An 18,978-nucleotide genomic window follows, 5' to 3' on the forward strand; every position below is an offset into this window, starting at 1 on the left:
CAACCCATGGATCGGATCGAAGGAGGGAAGCCGATGAGCACGTACGCTTTGACGACACCGAATGACGTTTGCCGCGCGGGCTGCGATCTCGCGCTGCGCACGGCCGCGCTGAACCGCGACTGGCAGCACGAATGGCATGCGCTGGCAGGGCGGCGCATCGAGCGGGACCGCGTCGCGGTGCGCCAGCTGCAGCAGGCGCTGGCGGATACGAACGAGTGGACGGCCTTCGGCGACGCAACCCGGCAGGTGATGCGCGACTATGCGCTCGCGAGCGTCGCGCTCTGGCAGGATGCCGCCGAGCTGTGCATGCGTGCGCAATTCGAGAGCGCTGGAGCCTGGCGCAGCTGGTTGCGCGAATACGGCGCAGGCGCGCTGTCGCGTTATCAGATCGACTGGCTGCCCGATCTGGAGCGGCTGGCCGTGGTCAACGAGGCCAGCATGCCGTGGGCCGACTGGATGACGGCACTGGAGCGCGGGATCGAGGACGGGGCGCCGGTCGCGCCGCGGCGCCTGAACGGCACGACCGACGCACGGGAGAACGACCATGCGCGCTGAGCGTGTCGCGTTCGTCACGGGCGGAATGGGCGGCCTCGGCGCCGCGATCAGCCGGCGCCTGCACGAGGCCGGCATGACGGTGGCGGTGTCGCATACGGAACGCAACGACCACGTCGCGACGTGGCTCACGCACGAACGCGAGGCGGGCCGGACGTTCCATGCGTTCGAGGTCGACGTGGCCGACTACGAGTCGTGCCAGCACTGCGCGGCACGCGTGCTGGCCGAGTTCGGGCGCGTCGACGTGCTCGTCAACAACGCCGGCATCACGCACGACGCCACCTTCGTGAAGATGACCAAGAGCATGTGGGATGCGGTGTTGCGCACCAACCTCGACGGCATGTTCAACATGACGAAGCCGTTCGTGCCCGGCATGATCGAAGCCGGCTTCGGACGGATCGTGAACATCGGCTCGGTGAACGGTTCGCGCGGCGCGTACGGGCAGGCGAACTACGCGGCCGCGAAGGCCGGCATCCATGGCTTCACGAAGGCGCTGGCGCTCGAGCTCGCGCGCCACGGCGTGACGGTCAACACGGTCGCGCCCGGTTATCTGGCGACCGCGATGCTCGAGTCGGTGCCGAAGGAGGTGCTCGACACGAAGATCCTGCCGCAGATTCCGGTCGGTCGTCTTGGCGATCCCGGCGAAATCGCCGAGCTCGTCGCCTTCCTCTGCTCCGACGCGGGTGCATTCGCGACCGGTGCGGAATTCGACGTCAACGGCGGCATGCACATGCGATGAAAGCGACCGTCATCCGCACACCGTTCGCGCGCGAATCGATGCGGCCGCCGCGCACGGCCGAACCGGTGCCGGGCGCGACCGAATGCGCGCCGGTTCGTACGACGCCCGTCGAACAGTGGAACCGCGCCGCGCATGCGAGCGTGGCCGCGATGACCTTCGGGTTGTCGCCCGTGTCGATGGCGCTGGCGATGCTCGACTGGGGCGCGCATCTGGCGGTGGCGCCGGGAAAATGCTTCGAACTCGCGATGCAGGCGTGGCTGGCTGCCGTCGCACCGGCGGCAAACCGGCGCGAGGGCGAGGCCGACGAGGCGGACACGACCGGCCTGGCCGTGCACGCCGGGGAAGCCGATCCGCGCTTCGCCGCGCCCGCGTGGGACGGATGGCCGTTTCACGTATACCGTGACGGCTTCCTGTCGATCCAGCGCTGGTGGCGCGACGCGACGCGCGGCGTGCCGGGCGTCGAACGGCATCATGAGGAACTGGTCGGCTTCGTCGCGCGACAGTGGCTCGACGCGTGCTCGCCGGGCAATTTCCTGGCGACCAACCCGGTCGTGCTCGATGCGACGATGCGTAGCGGCGGCGCGAATCTCGCGGCCGGCTTCCGGCACTGGCTGGACGACGCGAACGCATTGCTCGACCGTACGAGCGGCACGCGGGCCCGCGACACGCGCACCTATCTGCCCGGGCGCGACGTGGCGATCACGCCGGGCCGCGTCGTCTGGCGCAACGCGCTGTGCGAGTTGCTGCAATACGACCCGACGACGGCCGACGTCGCCCGCGAGCCGATCCTGATCGTGCCGTCGTGGATCATGAAGTACTACATCCTCGACCTGCAGCCGCACGATTCGCTGATCCGCTTCCTCGTCGATTCCGGCTACACGGTGTTTGCCGTGTCGTGGCGCAATCCCGGCGCGGAAGCGCGCGAGCGCGGGCTCGACGATTATCTGCGCGACGGCTGCATGGCGGCGCTCGACGCCGCCCGGTCGATCTGCGGCGAGGCCGTCCACGCGGTCGGCTATTGCCTCGGCGGCACGCTGCTGGCGATCGGCGCGGCGGCGCTCGCACGCGACGGGCGGCAGCACGAGACATTGCGGTCCGTCACGTTGCTGGCGGCCCAGACCGATTTCAGCGAACCCGGTGAACTCGGTCTTTTCATCGACGCCAGCGAACTGTCGGCGCTCGATGCACTGATGTGGCGGCAGGGCTACCTGGACGGCGCGCAAATGTCCGCCGCGTTCCAGTTGCTGAACGCGCGGGACCTGATCTGGTCGCGCATGATGAGCGAATACCTGCTCGGCACGCGCACGAAGCCGAACGACCTGATGTCGTGGAACGCGGACACCACGCGCATGCCGTATCGCATGCATACGGAATACCTGACGCGGCTCTTTCTCGACAACGATCTCGCGGCCGGCCGCTACTGCGTCGACGGGCGGCCGGTCGCGCTGTCGGATATCGACGTGCCGACCTTCGTGGTCGGGACCGAGCGCGATCACGTGTCGCCCTGGCGTTCGGTCTACAAGCTCCATCTGCTCACGCACCACGCGCTGACCTTCGTGCTCACGTCGGGCGGCCACAATGCCGGCATCGTGTCCGAGCCCGGGCATCCGGGACGCCACTATCGCTGCGCGACGCGCGAGCCCGGCGCGCCTTACCGCAGCCGGCACGACTTCGTGAGCGAAACGCCCGCGGTCGACGGATCGTGGTGGACGTGCTGGCGCGACTGGCTGCACGCGCATTCGTCGGGCGACGTGCCGGCACGCGTGCCGGCCGCCGGTTTCGCGGCGGCGCCCGGCAGCTACGTGCTCGAGCCATGAACAGGAACCTGCTTCCCGACCCACCCGGCGGCGCGTGCCTGCCCGGCCTGTTGCCGCGTGCGGACGGCGAGCTGCCCGAGCTGATCGCGCGTGCGTGCCATGCGCCGCCGCTTGCCGTCGCCGTCGTCCATCCGTGCGACACGGCCAGCCTCGTCGCGCTTGCCGCGATCAACGCGTCGCCGCTGGGCGCATCGATCGCGCCGCTGATCGTCGCGCCGCGCGCGAAGGTGCTGCGCGTGGCGGGCGAGGCGGGTGTCGATCTGACGAAATGGACGATCGAGGACGTACCGCACAGCCATGCGGCCGCGGTCCGCGCGGTCGAACTCGCGTCGTCCGGCCGGGTCGGGGCGCTGATGAAGGGCAGCCTGCATACGGACGAGCTGATGGGCGCGGTCGTCGCCGCGGAATCGGGCCTGCGCACGGACAAGCGCATGTCGCACTGTTTCCTGATCGAGGCGCCGGCGTATCCACGGCCGTTCATCCTGACCGACGCGGCGGTGAACATCGCACCGGATCTTGCGCAGAAGGCGGCCATCACGCAGAACGCGATCGACGTCGCGCATGCGCTCGGCGTCGCATGCCCGCGCGTGGCCGTGCTGTGCGCGGTCGAGACCGTCAATCCGGCGATGCGTTCGACGCTCGACGCGGCGGCGCTCGCGAAGATGGCCGAGCGCGGCCAGATCACGGGGGCGATCGTCGACGGCCCGCTCGCGTTCGACAACGCGATCTCGCAGCGGGCCGCGCGCGAGAAGGGAATCGACTCGCCGGTTGCCGGCCGCGCCGACATCCTGGTCGTGCCCGATATCGAAGCGGGCAACATGCTCGCGAAGCAGCTCGAGTACCTCGGCGGTGCCGCGAATGCGGGCGTCGTCGTGGGCGCGCGCGTCCCGATCGTGCTGACGAGCCGCGCCGACGGCGTCGCCGTCCGGGTCGCTTCCTGTGCGCTGGCGGTGTTGCTGGCACAAGTCCGGCATGCCGCCGCCCCGATGGTTGAACAGGCCACCCTTTCGCTGGAGGAACCGCGATGAAAGCACTCGTCTACCAGGGCCCGGGACGCAAGGCGCTCGAACGGCGGCCCATGCCGGAACTGCAGTCGCCGACCGACGCGATCGTCCGCGTGACGCGCACGACGATCTGCGGCACCGATCTGCACATCCTCAAGGGCGACGTGCCCAGCTGCGAACCGGGCCGCATTCTCGGCCACGAAGGCGTGGGCATCATCGAGCAGGTCGGCGCCGCGGTCGACACGCTGAAGCCGGGCGATCGCGTGCTGATTTCCTGCATCTCGTCGTGCGGCCGCTGCGAGTACTGCCGCCGCGGGCTGTATTCGCACTGCACGACCGGCGGCTGGATTCTCGGCAACCGGATCGACGGCACGCAGGCCGAGTTCGTGCGGATCCCGCATGCGCCGACCAGCCTGTACCGGATTCCGGCCGGCGCGGACGAGGACGCACTCGTGATGCTGTCCGACATCCTGCCGACCGGATTCGAATGCGGCGTGCTGAACGGCAAGGTGCAGCCGGGCTGCTCGGTGGCGATCGTCGGCGCGGGCCCGATCGGGCTGGCCGCGTTGCTGACCGCGCAGTTCTACTCGCCGGCGCAGATCATCATGATCGACCCGGACAGCAATCGGCTCGAGGTCGCGCGGCACTTCGGCGCGACCGACTGCTTCGACGGCCACGGCGCCGATCCGGTGGCGGAGGTGATGAAGCTGACCGACGGCGTCGGCGTGGATTGCGCGATCGAAGCGGTCGGGATTCCGGCGACGTTCGAGATGTGCACGTCGCTCGTGGCGCCCGGCGGCGTGGTCGCGAACGTCGGCGTACATGGCGTCAAGGCCGACCTGCACCTCGAGAAGCTGTGGGATCGAAACATCGCGATCACGACGCGGCTCGTCGACACGGTCAGCACGCCGATGCTGCTGAAGACCGTGCGCGCCGGGCGCCTGGATCCGGCGCGCCTGATCACGCACCGGTTTTCGCTCGACGACGTGGAACGCGCTTACGACACGTTCGGGAGTGCCGCGCAAACCCATGCGTTGAAGGTGATCATCGAGGTCGCCTGATTGGCCGGGCGGCGCGTGACGGGACCAGGGCGTGCCTGCCTCCCGTCACGCGGGTTCGGCGATTCGGCGGCGTCGCCGCCAGTCAGGACGACAGCGCGGCGGGTTCCTGCGTGTCGCGTGATTCGACCTCGTCCAGATCGACGCACTGCGCGTAAGTCGGCACCTCGCACGGCCAATGCAGGCTCTCCGAGATGCGCCGGCGCAACGCATCCGCGGCGGCGGGTTCGCCATGCGTGATGAACGTCCGCACGGGCGCGCACTGCATCGTGCCGAGCCACTTCAGAATCTCTTCGTAATCGGCATGGGCCGACAGCGTCGTGATCGACTCGACCTGCGCACGCACGCGAACATATTCGCCGTGAATCTTCAGCGTCGGCTCGTGCGCGGCGAGCGCCGCGCCACGCGTGCCGACGGCCTGGTAGCCGACCAGCGCGATCGTGTTGCGCGCATCGGGTGCGTAGCGGCTCAGGTGATGCAGCACGCGCCCGCCCGTCGCCATCCCGCTGCCGGCGATGATGACCATCGGGCCATGGTGCTCGGCAATCGCCTTCGACTGGTCGACCGACCGGGTCATCGTCGCCGCGTGGCCGAGCGCATTCGCGTCCGACACGGTCAGGCGGTGTTCGAGGATATGGTGGCGATAGATCTCCGTCACGTCCGTCGCCATCGGGCTGTCGAGGTACACCGGGACGCGCGCCATGCGGCCGGACGCTTTCAGCCGCGCGATGTAGTGCAGGATTTCCTGCGCGCGGCCGACGGTGAAGCAGGGCATCACGACGACCCCGCCGCGCGCGAACGTCTTGTCGAACATCGCGGCCAGTTCGTTCTCGGCATCCGACTCGGGGTGCAGCCGGTCGCCGTAGGTCGATTCGACCACCAGGTAATCCGCGTGTCCGGGCGGTCGCGGCGGCTGCATGATCGGGTCGTGATAGCGGCCGAGGTCGCCGGAGAACGCGAGCACCTTGTGATCCCAGTGCATCACGACGCTCGCCGCGCCGAGGATGTGTCCGGCCGGCAGCAGGCGGAACGCCAGGCTGCCGCCCAGCGCGGTGCATTCGTCGAAGGCGACGGGCTTCAGCAGGTGCAGCGCGCGCTGCGCGTCGTCCAGCGTGTAGAGCGGTTGCGCCGGATGGTGCTTCGAGTAACCGTGCCGGTTCGCGAAGTCGGCTTCCTCCTCCTGCAGCCGCGCGCTGTCGCGCAACATGATGTCGCAGAGTTCGGCCGTGGCCGCCGTGCAGTACACCGGCCCGCGATAGCCTTCGCGCACCAGCACCGGAAGATAGCCGGTGTGATCGATATGCGCGTGCGTGAGCACGACCGCGTCCAGCGTGTCGGGCGCGATCGGCAACGGGCACCAGTTGCGCAGCCGCAGGTTCTTCGTGCCCTGGAACAGGCCGCAATCGACCAGGATGCGCCGGCCGCCGTGCTCGACCAGATACTTCGAGCCGGTCACGGTTTCGGTCGCGCCGAGAAAAGTCAGTTTCATGGAATCGCCTCGCTGGGAGTCGACGGAACAGTAAGCTGATTACAGCGCGAACGCGTGCGCGACGGTTGACCGAAATCAGGAATTGCGGGATTCCGTGGCCGGCCGAGGTTCCGGGGCGGGGCGGCACGCCGCTCGTGCCGTTTGACAACGATCAACCCTCGGCCCCGGCGGCGGCAGGATAGTGATCCTGTGCGCGCAGGCGATGTCATGACCGCGTTGTCCGCGCATGCCGTTCGCACGCCGCGCATCGGCATCACGAGCCTTTCGGGACGAATCCATCATGACGCTGATCGCCAATCTGGACGGCGCCGGGCCCCTCTACCGGCTGTGCTTCGTCCGCTCGCCATGGGCGTGGTTCACCTGCTTGCCGCTCGACGAGCAATGCGGCGAGCGCTGGGCGGACGTGCCTTACCAGAACGCCGCGAAACCGCCGTACAGCGATTCGCGCGCGCAATTGCTGCGGGTGGCGTTCGATGCGCCGCGTCTGTTGCCGCCCGAGGCCGGGCGGCACGGCCACGCATGGAGCGTCCAGGAGATCAATCACGGCGCGGCGCCGTGGCTGCGCAGCGAGGATTTCGTCGACGCGATGACGCTGACCGTTCCGGCCGGGATGACGCTCGCCGCGTTCGTCGAAACGATCGAGGCCGCCGGCGGTACCGTCTACGGCCCGCTCGGCTGGGCGGAATTGCCGCCCTGGCGGCGGCCCGACGTCGTGGCGCAAACGGGCTGAATCGGGTTGAATCGGGTTGAATCGGGTTGAATCGGGTTGAATCGGGTTGAATCGGGTTGAAGCGAGCCGAATCGGGCCGAATGCCCGTGCGGCGCACTCGTCAGCCGGCTTCGCCCCAGCCGCCGCCGAGCGCGACGTAGAACGCGACCGTGTCCTGCAGGCGCTGCGCGACCGTCTGCAGCCACGCAAGCCGCGCCTGATGGTATTGCACGTCGGCGACCAGCAACTGGACATAGCCTGCAATCCCGGCGTCGTAGCCGACCTGCGTGAGCCTCAGCGCATCGCGGGCCGCGGCCATCGCGCGGGCCTGCGCATCGAGCGCCGTCGCATCGTTCGCGAGCGCGCGCAACGTGTCGGCCACCTGCGAGAACGCCGACAGGACGACCTGCCGATAGGTCGCATCGGCTTCGTCGTACGCATCCTGCGCGGCGCGCCGCTGGTTCAGCAGCGTGCCGCCATGAAACAGCGGCGCGGTGAGTCCGGCGCCGACACTCCATGCGCGGCCGGCCGGCGAGAACAGCTTGGCGGCGACCATGCTGTCGAACCCGCCGGACGCGGACAGCGTGAGGTTTGGGTAGAGCGCGGCCGTCGCGACGCCGACCTGCGCGCTGGCCACATGCAACTCGGCTTCCGCCTGCAGGATGTCGGGCCGCCGGCGCACCAGCGACGACGGCGCCGTATCGGGCAGGCTGGCGGGCAGTTCGATCCCGTCGAGCGACAGGTCCGGCGTCCGCCAGTCGGACGGGTAGCGGCCGGCCAGCAGCGCGAGCAGGTCGTCGGCCTGCGCGCGTTTCTGGTCGAGCGCGGGCAGCGTCGCCTCGAGCGACGCGCGCTGCGATTCCAGCGTCAGCACCGCGACGTAGGCCGCCGCGCCGGCCGTCACCTGCGCGCGCGTCAGGCGAACCTGCTCGTCGAGCAGGCCGATCATTTCGCGCGTGGCCGCGGCTTCGTCGCGATAGGCGGCGCGCGCGACCATCGTATTGACGACGTTGGCGGTCAGCATCAGGTATGCGCCCGCCAGCGCCTGGCGCCGCGCATCGACGCCGGCCGCGAGCGCCTCGACCTGGCGCCGTTCGCCGCCCCACAGATCGATCGTATAGCTGACCGTCGCCGACAGCGTGAACAGGTTGAATATCGACGCCGGCAGCGCCTGGCCGGTGCGCAGCAGCACGGCGCGCTCGCGCGACGCGCCGGCCTGCGCATCGACCTGCGGGAAGAAGACGCCCTGGCCGGCCCGCAGCGCGTGTTCGCTGCGCCGCAGCGTCGCTTCGGCGAGATCGAGCGTCGGGCTGCCGGTCAGGGCTTCGTTGACGGTCGAGTCGATCGCGCGGCTGCCGAAGCGCGTCCACCAGTCGCGCGTGAGCGCCGTGTCTGCCGACAAGGCCTGCGCGCGGCCGCCGCCGGTCCAGGGGCCGGCCGCCGTGCCCGGATCGTCGCGCGGCACGAAGCGCGCGACGCGCGGCGCGGGCGGCGGGACGAAGTTCGGCCCGACCGTGCAGCCCGCGAGCAGCGCGGCGATGATCAGTGCACCGGTTCGGCGGCGCGGCGCATGCGCGAGACGGGCCCCGCTATTTGCCTGCGACGTAGACATCGACGATCTGCCCGGGAAACAGCCGCACATTCCTGTTCGGCACGATACGGAAAATGACCGGCAGCACGCGCACGTCGACGCGCTCGGTGCGCTGGTCGGACAATTCGATCTTCGGCGTCACGTACGGCTGCACGCGGACGAACTGGAGATCGGCCTCGACCGACGTGCCGCGCACGAACATGTGCGCCTTCAACGCGCGCAGGTCGGGCAACTGGTGGATCAGGATTTCGTCGATGTAGCAGCGCACCTGCAGCCGGTCGACCGCCGTGCCGAGCACTGCAACCGGCGTGCTGCCGCGCGTATAGGTGTCGTAGAGCCCCTGCGAGGTCAGGTAGGACCCGACGGCCGCGTTCATCGCCAGCACGGTGCCGTCCGCCGGCGCGCGCAGCGTGTAGCGGGCGAGCAGGGCGGCCGCCGCATCGGCCGCGCGCCGCAGCGCGATGGCCTGCGCCTCCTGGTTGCGCACGTCGTAGCTCCATGCGCCGGCTTTGGTCAGACGATACTGCCGCGTCACGACGTCCAGGTTGGCCGCCGCGACGCGCACCGCGTTCGCGGCCGTGTCGAGCGCATCGCGGCTGACGGCCTTCGGGTCGATGTCGTACGCGTGCCGCTGCTTGTCGTACTGATCCTGCGCGAGCTTCAGGCTCGCCTGCGCGGCCGCCGTCTGCGCGCTGGCCACGTCGAGCACCTCGCGGCGCGGCTGCGCCTTCAGCTCGTCGAGCAGCGCGGCCGCCGCGTCGGCCTGTGCCGCGAGCTGCGCGGCCGTCGCGCGCTGCACCGAATCGTCGATCGTCAGCAGCGCGTCGCCAGCCTTCACCGGATCGCCGTCGCGCACGAGAATGCGTGTCACCGCGCCCGACACGTCCGGATAGACGTTCACGTTCGCGCCGGCCGGCTGCTCGCTCTCGACGATGCCGTTCGCATAGACGCCGCGCGCGTACGGATTGGCGGCCGGCTTGAACACCGGCGGCTGCGGCGGCTCGTGCCGGCTGTAAACCCACGCGGCAATCAGGCTTGCCAGGAAGCCGAGCAGGGCCGCCACGAACACGAGCCGGTGCTTCATCGCGCACCTCCGCGCTCGATGCCGTTCAGCCTGCCGTCTTCCATCCGCAGGACGCGATCCGCGTACTCGAAGATCCGCGCGTCGTGCGTGACGATCACGATGCAGCGCGTGTCGCTGAGCACCTTGTTCTTGACGAAGTCGATGATCATGCGGCCCGTGTCGCCGTCGAGCGACGCGGTCGGCTCGTCGAGGATCAGCAGGTCGGGCTGGCTGACGATCGCGCGCGCGATCGCGACGCGCTGCTGTTCGCCGCCGGACAGCTTGACGGGCGGCAGTTGCGCGCGATTCGCAAGCCCGACGACGTCCAGATACGTGTGCGCTTCCTTGATGGCGTCATCCCACGGCCGGCGCTTCAGGATCAGCGGGATCGCGACGTTCTCCGCGGTCGTGAGCCGCGGGAACAGGTGATAGTCCTGGAACACGAAGCCGATCCGGTTCAGCCGGAAATCGGCGATCGCGTCGTTCGGCTGCGCCCACAGGTCGACGCCGTCGATCGATACCGAGCCGTCGTCCGGCCGCAGGATGCCGGAGATCACGCTGAGCAGCGTCGTCTTGCCGCTGCCGGACGGCCCGACGATCAGCAGCATTTCGCCGAAGTTCGCCTGGATCGACACGTCGCGCAACGCCTGCGTGCGCGCGTCGCCTTCGCCGAACCATTTGCTGACGCCGCGGGCGTCGATCGCGATGCCGGCCATCGTCAGCCCCGGAAGATGTCGAACGGCTCGATGCGCAGCACGCGCCGCACGCCGAGATAGCTCGAGATCGTCGCGATCACGACCACCATGCCGAACGCCAGCGACAGGTTGCCGAATGTAATGAGCGCCGCGTAGTCGGGGATCCGCAGTTTCGCGAGCGTGATCATCAGCACGCACAGCCCGACGCCGATGCCGTAGCCGGTCAGCGCGGTAAACGTCGCCTGGAACAGGATCATCGCGACGAGCTCGCGACTCTTCGCGCCGATCGCCTTCAGCGCGCCGAACTTGTCGAGGTTCTCGAGGATGAACGCGTAGAACGTCTGGCCGGAAATCGACAGGCCGATGATGAAGCTGATGATCGTCATCAGCATGATGTTGGTGCCGAGCCCGGTCTCATACTTGTAGAAGCGCGCGATCTGCGCGATGAATTCGTCGCGCGTGTACGCGCGATAGCCGAGCGACGTCACCACCGCCTTGATGTGTGCGATGTCCGCATCCGACTTCGGCTCGACGAGGATGTACGAGGTCGTGAAGCGCGGCGACGGAATATAGCGGATCGCGCGCGCGTACGTGGTGTAGAGCGTCGGCGTGCCGAACAGGCCGCTCGCGGCGACCTTCGCGATGCCGACGATCACGCCGCGGTGATCGTTCAGTTCGAAATCGGTGCCGACGGACGGATTCTCGAGCTTGGCAAACTCGGGATCCTGGATCGCGATGAAGCCGTTTTCCGCGTAGATGTCCTCGATGCGGCCCTGCAGCATCGTCGGGCGGCCGAGCAGGCTCGCGTCGTCGAGGCCGACGACCGTCACGGCCTGATAGGTACCCGAGCGCAGCTTGACGAGCGCGCCGCCGGAATAGAGCGGCACCGCGTACTTGACGCCGTCGATGCTGCGCACGGCGTCGAGCACGTAGCCGGGCATGCCGATGCTGTTCGCGATCGTCTTCACGGCCGGGTCCATCACCCAGACCTTCGCGCCGATATTGATGACCGACGCCGACGATTTGTTCAGGATGCCGGCGAACAGCGAGGTCATCTCGATCATCAGCAGCACCGAGAACGTGATGCCGACGGTCAGCGCGGTGAATTTCGCGCTGTCGTTGACGAGCAGCTTGAACGCGAGACGGAGGATGCCGTTCATGATGTCGAATGCGACGCGTCCGGCCGCGTCGCTAACGTCCGGCCGGCGCCGGATCGAGCTGCGCGACGAATGCGACGATGCCCGACACCAGCGTGACGATCGCGTACGCGAGGACACGCCCGTCGATCAGCATCGCATGCACGACGCCGAGCAGCGACGCGAGCGCGATGAACACGCAGAGCGTCGCAAGAACGCTTCGGAAATGCTGTCGAGTCATGACGTTCTCCCGGAAAGCGGCCGCCGGTGGCACGGTTGCGCCGCGACCGCGGCTGCCACGGCTTGCGCGACACATGGCGTCATGATCGCGTGCCGGGCCACGTCCCGGTTGATCTGTATCAACGGACGAATCCCGGCCTCGCGCGAGCGAGGGGCGATCAAGTCATCTGACCAATCGTCTTGCGGAATCGCTTCAGCGACAGCAGGAACAGCACGCAGCCGATCGCGAACAGCGCCGCGAACTGCGTCCAGACCGCGTCGAGCCCGGCGCCGCGGTACAGGATGCGTTGCGCGAGTTCGACGAAATGGGTGGTCGGCGCGGCCAGCATGATGTCCTGCACGGCGAGCGGCATGCTCTCGCGCGGCGTCAGTCCGCCCGACAGCAGTTGCAGCGGCAGCAGCACGAGCACGAGCAGCATGCCGAACTGCGGCATGCTGCGCACGAGCGTCGCGAGAAAGATCCCCATCGACGTCGTCGCGAACAGGTGCAACGCCATGCCGGCCACGAACAGCGGCACCGACCCGGGAATCGGCACGTGCAGCGCGCCGCCCACGACGAACGTCAGCGACGCGACGGCCGCCGCCGCGACGACGAGCCCCATCGACCAGACCTTCGCGAGCATGATGTCCGCCGCGGTCACCGGCATGACGAGCAGATGCTCGATCGTGCCGTGCTCGCGCTCGCGAATCAGCGCGGCCCCGGTCAGGATCATCGACAGCATCGTCACGTTGTTGATCAGCTCCATCAGCGCGCCGAACCAGACTTCGTCGAGATTCGGGTTGAAGCGCATCCGCATCGCGAGATCGACGCTCGGCAAGGTCGTGCCGCGCTGGCGCCGCACGAATGCGTCGATCTCGCCCGCCACGATCTGCTGGACGTAGCCGCCGCCGGTGAATGCCTGCGTCATGCGCGTCGCATCGACGTTGAGCTGGACCGTCGCATGGCGGCCGGCGAGCACGTCGCGCTGGAAATCCGGCGGAATGTCGAGCGAGAACGTGTAGTCGCCGTTGTCCAGGCCGCGATCGGCCGCGCCGGCGTCGACGATCGGGGGCGGTGCGAACTGCGGCGGAAAGAACGCCGCCGCGATGCGCGCCGACAGCGGCGACGCATCCTCGTCGACGATCGCGATCGGCACCTTGTGCAGCGTTTCCGGACGCGCGGTGGCGGCGACGTAGATCGACGCGCTGAACGTGTAGACGATCAGCGCGAGCAGGATCGGGTCGCGAGCGAGGCTCCAGAGCTCCTTGACCCCCAGCCTGAAAATGGCGAGCAGGCGCGCCATGGTCAGCGCTCCTGCTTGCGGAGCAGGACGCCGGTCATGACCAGGATGACCGGCACGGCCGCGAGCATCGGCCAGAACTGGGACGACAGGTCGGCCAGGCCGAGCGCCTTGTTGTATACGCCACGGCTGATCGCGAGCATGTAGGTGGCCGGATAGACCGTGCCGATCCACTTGCCGCTGCCCTCGAGCGACGACAGCGGCGTGAGCAGCCCCGAGAACTGCACGACGGGGATCAGCGTGCCGACGATCGTCATGAAGATCGCGGCGATCTGGCTGCGGGTAAACGTCGACGCGAACAGCCCGATGGCGGTGGCCGCGACATTGAAGATCAGCACCGCGGCCGCCAGCGTCGCGAAACTGCCCTTGATCCGCACGCCGAACACGACGTCGGCCAGCACGACCATCAGCAGGAAATTCAGCATCGCCAGCATCACGTACGGCGCCTGCTTGCCGAGCAGGAATTCGGCCCGCGTGACGGGCGTCACGTACAGGTTGACGATCGACCCGAGCTCCCGTTCCCGCACGACTGCAAGCGCCGTCAGCATCGCGGGCAGCATCAGCAGCAGCATCGGCATGATCGCCGGAATCATCGCCGGCAGGCTCTTGACGTCGGGGTTGTAGCGATAGCGGATCGCGATGTCGACGGCCGGGACGAGCGACACGCCGAGACGGCGCTTCGCCTGGTCGCGCAGCCAGTTTTCATGCATGCCGGCGACGTAGCCGCGGATCGTCTCCGCACGCATCGGCATCGCGCCGTCGACCCATGCGCCGATCTCCACGCGTCGGCCGCGCGCGACGTCGCGCGCGAAACCGGGCGGGATCTCGATCGCGAGCGACAGCCGGCCGTTGCGCATGCGGCGCTCGATGTCGCGATCGTCCGCGAGCGGCGCGCGCGGCACGAAGTAGCGGGAACCGGCGAGGTTCTGTGCATAGTCCTGGCTCAGGATCGACTGATCGCGGTCCAGTACCGCGAACGTCAGGTGGTCGACGTCGAGACTGATCCCGATGCTGATCACGCACATCAGCACGAGCGAGCCGAACAGCGCCAGCGTCGCGCGCAGCGGGTCGCGTCGCAGTTCCAGCACCTCGCGCCACAGATAACTGCCGGCACGCGCCGGGCTGAACCATGCGGCCGGATGGCCGGCGCCGGTCGCCGCGGGCGGCGCGGCGAGCCAGCCGGCGTCGGACGTCGCGTCGGCCGTCGCGCCGTCGGCACCATTCGCGCCATCCGCACGCTGTGCGTCGCCCAGGTAGCCGATGAACGCGTCCTCGAGCGTGGCGGCGCCGCGCAGGCGCACCAGTTCCGCGGGCGCGGCGCTCGCGAGCACGCGGCCCGCATGCATCAGCGAGATGCGGTCGCACCGCGCGGCCTCGTTCATGAAGTGCGTCGAAATGAAGATGGTCACGCGATCGTGGCGCGCGAGCTCGATCATCAGCCGCCAGAAGTCGTCCCGCGCGACCGGGTCCACGCCCGACGTCGGCTCGTCCAGGATCAGCAGCTCGGGCTTGTGCACCATCGCCACCGCGAGGGACAGCCGCTGTCGCATGCCGAGCGGCAGGCGCTCGGGCAGCGCGTCGAGCGCGTCGGCAAGCCCGAAGCGCGCGACCATTTCGGTCACCCGCGCGGGGACGTCCGGTTCCGGGACGCCGAACAGGCGCGCGTGCAGCACGAGGTTCTGCCGGACGGTCAGTTCGCCGTAGAGCGAAAACCCTTGCGACATGTAGCCGACGCGCCGGCGCGTGTCGAGGTCGTTCGCGGCGACCGGCCGGCCGAACAGCGTCGCGGTGCCTTCGGAGGCGGGGAGCAGCCCCGTGAGCATCTTCATGGTCGTCGACTTGCCGCAGCCATTGGAGCCGAGAAAGCCGAAGATTTCGCCGCGGCGGATCTGCAGGCTCACGTGGTCGACCGCGACGAAATCGCCGAACCGCATCGTCAGCGCATCGGCCTCGATCGCGTAGCCGGCGGCCGGGTCGGGCTGGAACGGCGCGATGCGGACCGGCTGATAGCCGTGCCGGCGCGCGTCCGGGAGCAACGCGATGAACGCGTCCTCCAGCGTGTCGCAACCGGTGCGCTCGAGCAGTTCGCCCGGACTGCCCGTCGCCAGCACGCGGCCGGCGTCCATCGCGATCAGCCGGTCGAAACGCCGGGCCTCGTCCATGTATGCGGTGGCGACCAGCACGCTCATCGTCGGGCGCGCGGCGCGAATGCGTCCGATCAGCTCCCAGAACTGCGCGCGCGACAGCGGGTCGACGCCGGTCGTCGGTTCGTCCAGGATCAGCAGGTCGGGATCGTGGATCAGCGCGCAGCACAGGCCGAGCTTCTGCTTCATGCCGCCGGACAGCTTGCCGGCGGGGCGATCGAGGAACGGATGCAGGCCGGTGCTGTGCGTCAGCGCGTCGATCCGGCGGCGGCGTTCCGCCGCATCGTGGCCGAACAGTCTCGCGAAGAACTGCAGGTTTTCCTCGACCGACAGCGTCGCGTACAGGTTGCGGCCCAGGCCTTGCGGCATGTAGGCGATGCGCCGGCATACGCGCGCGCGATGGCGGTGCGACGCAAGATCCCCGTCGAGCGTCCATACGCGCCCCTGCTGGATCGCACGCGCGCCGGCCACCAGCGCGAGCAGGCTCGACTTGCCGACGCCGTCCGGCCCGATCAGCCCGATCATGCGGCCGGCCGGGATCTCGAGCGTCACGTCGGCGAGTGCGTACTTGTCGCCATAGCGCAGCGAGACGCCGGACAGCCGCGCGACCACGCCCGGACCGGCCGGCACCGGCTGACCGTCCGTCGAGCCGGCATCCGTATCGGCAGGCGTCGTTGATTTCATTGCGGCACCTTGACCGCGAGGCGATCCGGCCAGCCCGCGTGCGGGTCGGCCTTCAGCCACGCGACGCCCGGCAACCCGGTCTTGACGAGTTTCAGGTGGCGCCGCAACAGGTCGCGGTCGATGCGCGCCTTGACGCGAAACATCAGCTTCTGCCGCTCGGTGGCCGTCTCGACCGTCTTCGGCGTGAACTGCGCGGTGCTCGACACGTAGGACACGCGCGCCGGAATCACGTATTCCGGCGCCGCATCGAGCACGATCCGCACGTCGGCGCCGAGCGGCACCCGGCCGACGACCGCTTCGGGCAGGAAGAACGTCATGTAGACGTCGGACAGGTCGACGACGTTGAGCACCTTGCCGCCTGCCGGCAGCACCTCGCCCGATTCGGCGATCCGGTACTGGACGCGCCCGTCGCGCGGCGACGTCAGTTCGCTGTCCGCGATGTCGGCCCGCACGCGCGCAACGGTCGCCTGCGCGGCAGTCACGGCCGAGCGCGCCGCGACGAGCTGGGCCCGCGTGGCGTCGATGGCGGCCTGCGCGGCTTCCACCTGGGCTCGCGCGGCATTCACGGTCGCCCGCAGGCTGCCGGCACGCGCGCGATCGTCGTCCAGTTCCTGCATCGACGATGCGCCGTCACGCGACAGCGTTTCGGACCGCGCGAGCCGCCGCGTGGCCGCATCCAGCTCGCTTTCCCGCTGCACCACGACGGCCGCGGCCGCGGCCTTGTCGCTGCGGCGCTGCGCCACCTGCGCGTCGATGCTCGCCGCGGTGTTGACCGCCTGTTGTGCCCGGGCTTGCGCTTCGTCGAGCTGTGCCTGCAGGACGACGACGTCCATGCGTGCGAGCGGCTGGCCGGCCGTCACGAAGTCGCCTTCGTCGACCAGCATGGCGGTCACGCGCCCCGGCAGCTTGGTCGCGACGTCGATTTCGGTCGCCTCGATGCGGCCGTTGCCGCTGACGAGCCCCGCATCCGCCTGCCCGTCGTGCCAGCGTGTCCAGCCGTAGTACGCGAGGCCGATCGCGAGCACGGCCGCACCGGCACCGATCAAAAGAGGGCGCTGGATGGTTTTCATTGGTGGTGTTCCGAGTCTGTCGAAAGGTGGTCCGTTGCCGCGGCGGTCTCGCCGGTGTCCGCCGTTCCGCCCCCGAGCGCGCCGTACAGCGCGACGCGGCTCGACAGCAGCGCGCGGCGGGTCATGACCAGTTGCTGCTCGGCGTTCATCAGGTCACGTTGCGCATCGAGCACTTCGAGGAAGCGGGTTGCGCCGCTGTCGTAGCGCAGCTTCGCGAGGCGCGCCCGCTCGGCCTGCGAGGCCAGCGTGGCACGCTCGATGGCGACCTGGTCGGCGAGCCAGTAGCGCGCCGCGAGCGCATCGGACACGTCGCGGAACGCACGCTGCAGCGTCTTCTCGTACTGGGCGAGCGCCTCGTCGCGTTGCGCACGCGCGAGCGCGAGATTCGACCGGTTGCGGCCGCCGTCGACGAGCGGCAGCGTGACGTTCGGTATCACCGACCACACGCCCGATCCGGACGACAGCAGTTCATGCAGCGCGGTGCTTCCCGAACCGATCGCACTCGTCAACGCGATGCGCGGGAAGAACGCCGCACGCGCCGCGCCGATGTTCGCGCGGGTCGCCTGCAGTTCGTGCTCGGCCGCAATCACGTCCGGACGCCGGGTCAACAGCGTCGAGGGCAGGCCGGGGGCGAGCGACGGCATCACCGCGTCGTCGTCGAGCGCGAGCGGCACGTCGGCCGCATCCGGCGGCGCACCGACGAGCAGCGCCAGGGCATCGGCCGCCGCCGCGCGGGCCTGCTGCAACTGGACGCCGAGCGATTCCGCCTGCTGCAGCAGAATTTCCGACTGCGTCAGATCGAGGCGCGAGATCGCGCCAGCCGCGTGACGCAGCCGGAAAATCCGCAGCGACTCGCGCCGCGTGTCGATCGTCGCGCGGGTCAGCGCGATGCGCTCGTCAATCTCGCACAGGGTCAGATACGCATCCGCTACGCCGGTGACGACGCTCAGCGTCACCGCCTGCCGGGCCGCGTCGCTCGCGAGGTAGCGCTGGAGCGCCGCTTCTTTCAGGTTGCGTACGCGGCCCCAGAAATCGATCTCCCATTGCGTTTCGGCCAGCTGGACTTCGTAGATCTGGCCAATCACGGGCGTCGGCGTGAGAAAACCGCCCGGTGTGCGAAACCGCGCATAGGCCGCGCCCGCGCCGATCGTCGGCCACTGATCCGCGCCGCGGATGCCGTAGAGCGCGCGCGCCTGCTCGACGCGTGCAACGGCCGCGCGCAGATCCCGGTTGTTGGCGAGCGCCTGCCCGATCAATGCGCGAAGGCGCGCGTCGACGAAGTAAGCCTGCCACTCGGGCAGCACGGGCGCCGCGGGTGTCGCGTCGGCGGACGGATCCGGAAAGGAGGCGGGAATCGGCGCGGCGGGACGTTCGTCCGGCGGCGCAAGCGACAGGCATCCCGACAACATCCCCATGCCCGCGGCCAGCGCGATGGCACGCATGCGCCGCGCGACGGCAGGGTGAAAGCGGACGGGAGGCGCGGCAGCGCGCATGAGGTGCCTCGTCGAATACGGGAACACGGGATGGCGCCGCCCACAAGGCGTCGCCGCTTCGGATTCACTTATATCCGACGATTACCGGGTTTCCCCTTGATCTGCGTCACTCGGGCGGGAATGCGTTTCGAGCGGCCCCTCGCTTGACGCGCGTGCCGGAGCGTGCGCCGGGCGCGTTCGTGAGGTGCCGTGAAGGCGTGCCGAACCGCGCGGC

The 18,978-nt window shown here is 69.2% G+C and carries 16 protein-coding genes; 6 read left to right on the top strand and 10 right to left on the bottom strand.

Features of this window, described 5'->3' with window-relative positions; all coding sequences use genetic code 11:
• Positions 1-33 precede the first annotated feature (33 nt).
• The 5 genes from DIE23_RS11035 to DIE23_RS11055 are packed head-to-tail and all read left to right on the top strand — an operon-like array spanning position 34 to position 5,173.
• Positions 34-555, top strand: a complete 522-nt coding sequence (locus tag DIE23_RS11035) for a hypothetical protein (RefSeq protein ID WP_124612149.1) — start codon at positions 34-36, stop codon at positions 553-555.
• The gene (locus DIE23_RS11040; RefSeq protein WP_124612150.1) at positions 545-1,291 is read left to right on the top strand and encodes a beta-ketoacyl-ACP reductase; all 747 of its coding nucleotides are present in this window, start codon (positions 545-547) and stop codon (positions 1,289-1,291) included. Before DIE23_RS11035 ends, DIE23_RS11040 begins: the two co-directional genes overlap by 11 nt.
• The gene (locus DIE23_RS11045; protein ID WP_124612151.1) at positions 1,288-3,108 is read left to right on the top strand and encodes an alpha/beta hydrolase; all 1,821 of its coding nucleotides are present in this window, start codon (positions 1,288-1,290) and stop codon (positions 3,106-3,108) included. Before DIE23_RS11040 ends, DIE23_RS11045 begins: the two co-directional genes overlap by 4 nt.
• On the top strand, positions 3,105-4,136 hold the full coding sequence (locus DIE23_RS11050) for a bifunctional enoyl-CoA hydratase/phosphate acetyltransferase (RefSeq protein WP_124612152.1): 1,032 nt from the start codon (positions 3,105-3,107) through the stop codon (positions 4,134-4,136). The genes DIE23_RS11045 and DIE23_RS11050 overlap by 4 nt, the downstream gene beginning before the upstream one ends.
• A complete protein-coding gene (locus DIE23_RS11055) occupies positions 4,133-5,173 on the top strand; it encodes a zinc-dependent alcohol dehydrogenase family protein (protein ID WP_124612153.1) in 1,041 nt (346 codons plus the stop codon). The genes DIE23_RS11050 and DIE23_RS11055 overlap by 4 nt, the downstream gene beginning before the upstream one ends.
• 82 nt (positions 5,174-5,255) lie before the next feature.
• Here the strand turns inward: DIE23_RS11055 and DIE23_RS11060 are convergent, their stop codons facing one another.
• Complete coding sequence (locus DIE23_RS11060) at positions 5,256-6,659, bottom strand: MBL fold metallo-hydrolase RNA specificity domain-containing protein (protein WP_124612154.1); 1,404 nt, start codon at positions 6,657-6,659, stop codon at positions 5,256-5,258.
• 280 nt (positions 6,660-6,939) lie between these two features.
• Between DIE23_RS11060 and DIE23_RS11065 the strand changes: the two genes are divergently transcribed.
• Positions 6,940-7,389: a hypothetical protein gene (locus tag DIE23_RS11065; RefSeq protein ID WP_124612155.1), complete on the top strand. Its 450-nt coding sequence runs from the start codon at positions 6,940-6,942 to the stop codon at positions 7,387-7,389.
• Positions 7,390-7,489: 100 nt separating this feature from the next.
• Here the strand turns inward: DIE23_RS11065 and DIE23_RS11070 are convergent, their stop codons facing one another.
• The 9 genes from DIE23_RS11070 to DIE23_RS11110 all read right to left on the bottom strand — a co-directional run bounded on the left by DIE23_RS11070 (position 7,490) and on the right by DIE23_RS11110 (position 18,764).
• Complete coding sequence (locus DIE23_RS11070; protein WP_124612156.1) at positions 7,490-8,980, bottom strand: efflux transporter outer membrane subunit; 1,491 nt, start codon at positions 8,978-8,980, stop codon at positions 7,490-7,492.
• The gene (locus tag DIE23_RS11075) at positions 8,958-10,043 is read right to left on the bottom strand and encodes an HlyD family secretion protein (RefSeq protein ID WP_124612157.1); all 1,086 of its coding nucleotides are present in this window, start codon (positions 10,041-10,043) and stop codon (positions 8,958-8,960) included. The genes DIE23_RS11070 and DIE23_RS11075 overlap by 23 nt, the downstream gene beginning before the upstream one ends.
• Complete coding sequence (locus DIE23_RS11080; RefSeq protein WP_185646427.1) at positions 10,040-10,744, bottom strand: ABC transporter ATP-binding protein; 705 nt, start codon at positions 10,742-10,744, stop codon at positions 10,040-10,042. Before DIE23_RS11080 ends, DIE23_RS11075 begins: the two co-directional genes overlap by 4 nt.
• Positions 10,741-11,877: an FtsX-like permease family protein gene (locus tag DIE23_RS11085; protein WP_124612159.1), complete on the bottom strand. Its 1,137-nt coding sequence runs from the start codon at positions 11,875-11,877 to the stop codon at positions 10,741-10,743. The genes DIE23_RS11080 and DIE23_RS11085 overlap by 4 nt, the downstream gene beginning before the upstream one ends.
• Before the next feature lie 31 nt (positions 11,878-11,908).
• The gene (locus tag DIE23_RS11090; protein ID WP_124612160.1) at positions 11,909-12,094 is read right to left on the bottom strand and encodes a DUF2964 family protein; all 186 of its coding nucleotides are present in this window, start codon (positions 12,092-12,094) and stop codon (positions 11,909-11,911) included.
• A 157-nt stretch (positions 12,095-12,251) separates the two neighbouring features.
• Positions 12,252-13,376: an ABC transporter permease gene (locus DIE23_RS11095; RefSeq protein ID WP_124612161.1), complete on the bottom strand. Its 1,125-nt coding sequence runs from the start codon at positions 13,374-13,376 to the stop codon at positions 12,252-12,254.
• 2 nt (positions 13,377-13,378) lie between these two features.
• Complete coding sequence (gene rbbA / locus DIE23_RS11100; protein WP_124612162.1) at positions 13,379-16,201, bottom strand: ribosome-associated ATPase/putative transporter RbbA; 2,823 nt, start codon at positions 16,199-16,201, stop codon at positions 13,379-13,381.
• Positions 16,198-17,271, bottom strand: a complete 1,074-nt coding sequence (locus DIE23_RS11105) for an HlyD family secretion protein (protein ID WP_124612163.1) — start codon at positions 17,269-17,271, stop codon at positions 16,198-16,200. The genes rbbA and DIE23_RS11105 overlap by 4 nt, the downstream gene beginning before the upstream one ends.
• Entirely contained in the window at positions 17,268-18,764 is a 1,497-nt protein-coding gene (locus DIE23_RS11110; protein ID WP_124612164.1) for an efflux transporter outer membrane subunit, read from the bottom strand. Before DIE23_RS11110 ends, DIE23_RS11105 begins: the two co-directional genes overlap by 4 nt.
• Positions 18,765-18,978 lie beyond the last annotated feature (214 nt).

The sequence above is a fragment of the Burkholderia sp. Bp9143 genome, from assembly GCF_003853645.1.
GTDB lineage: Bacteria > Pseudomonadota > Gammaproteobacteria > Burkholderiales > Burkholderiaceae > Burkholderia.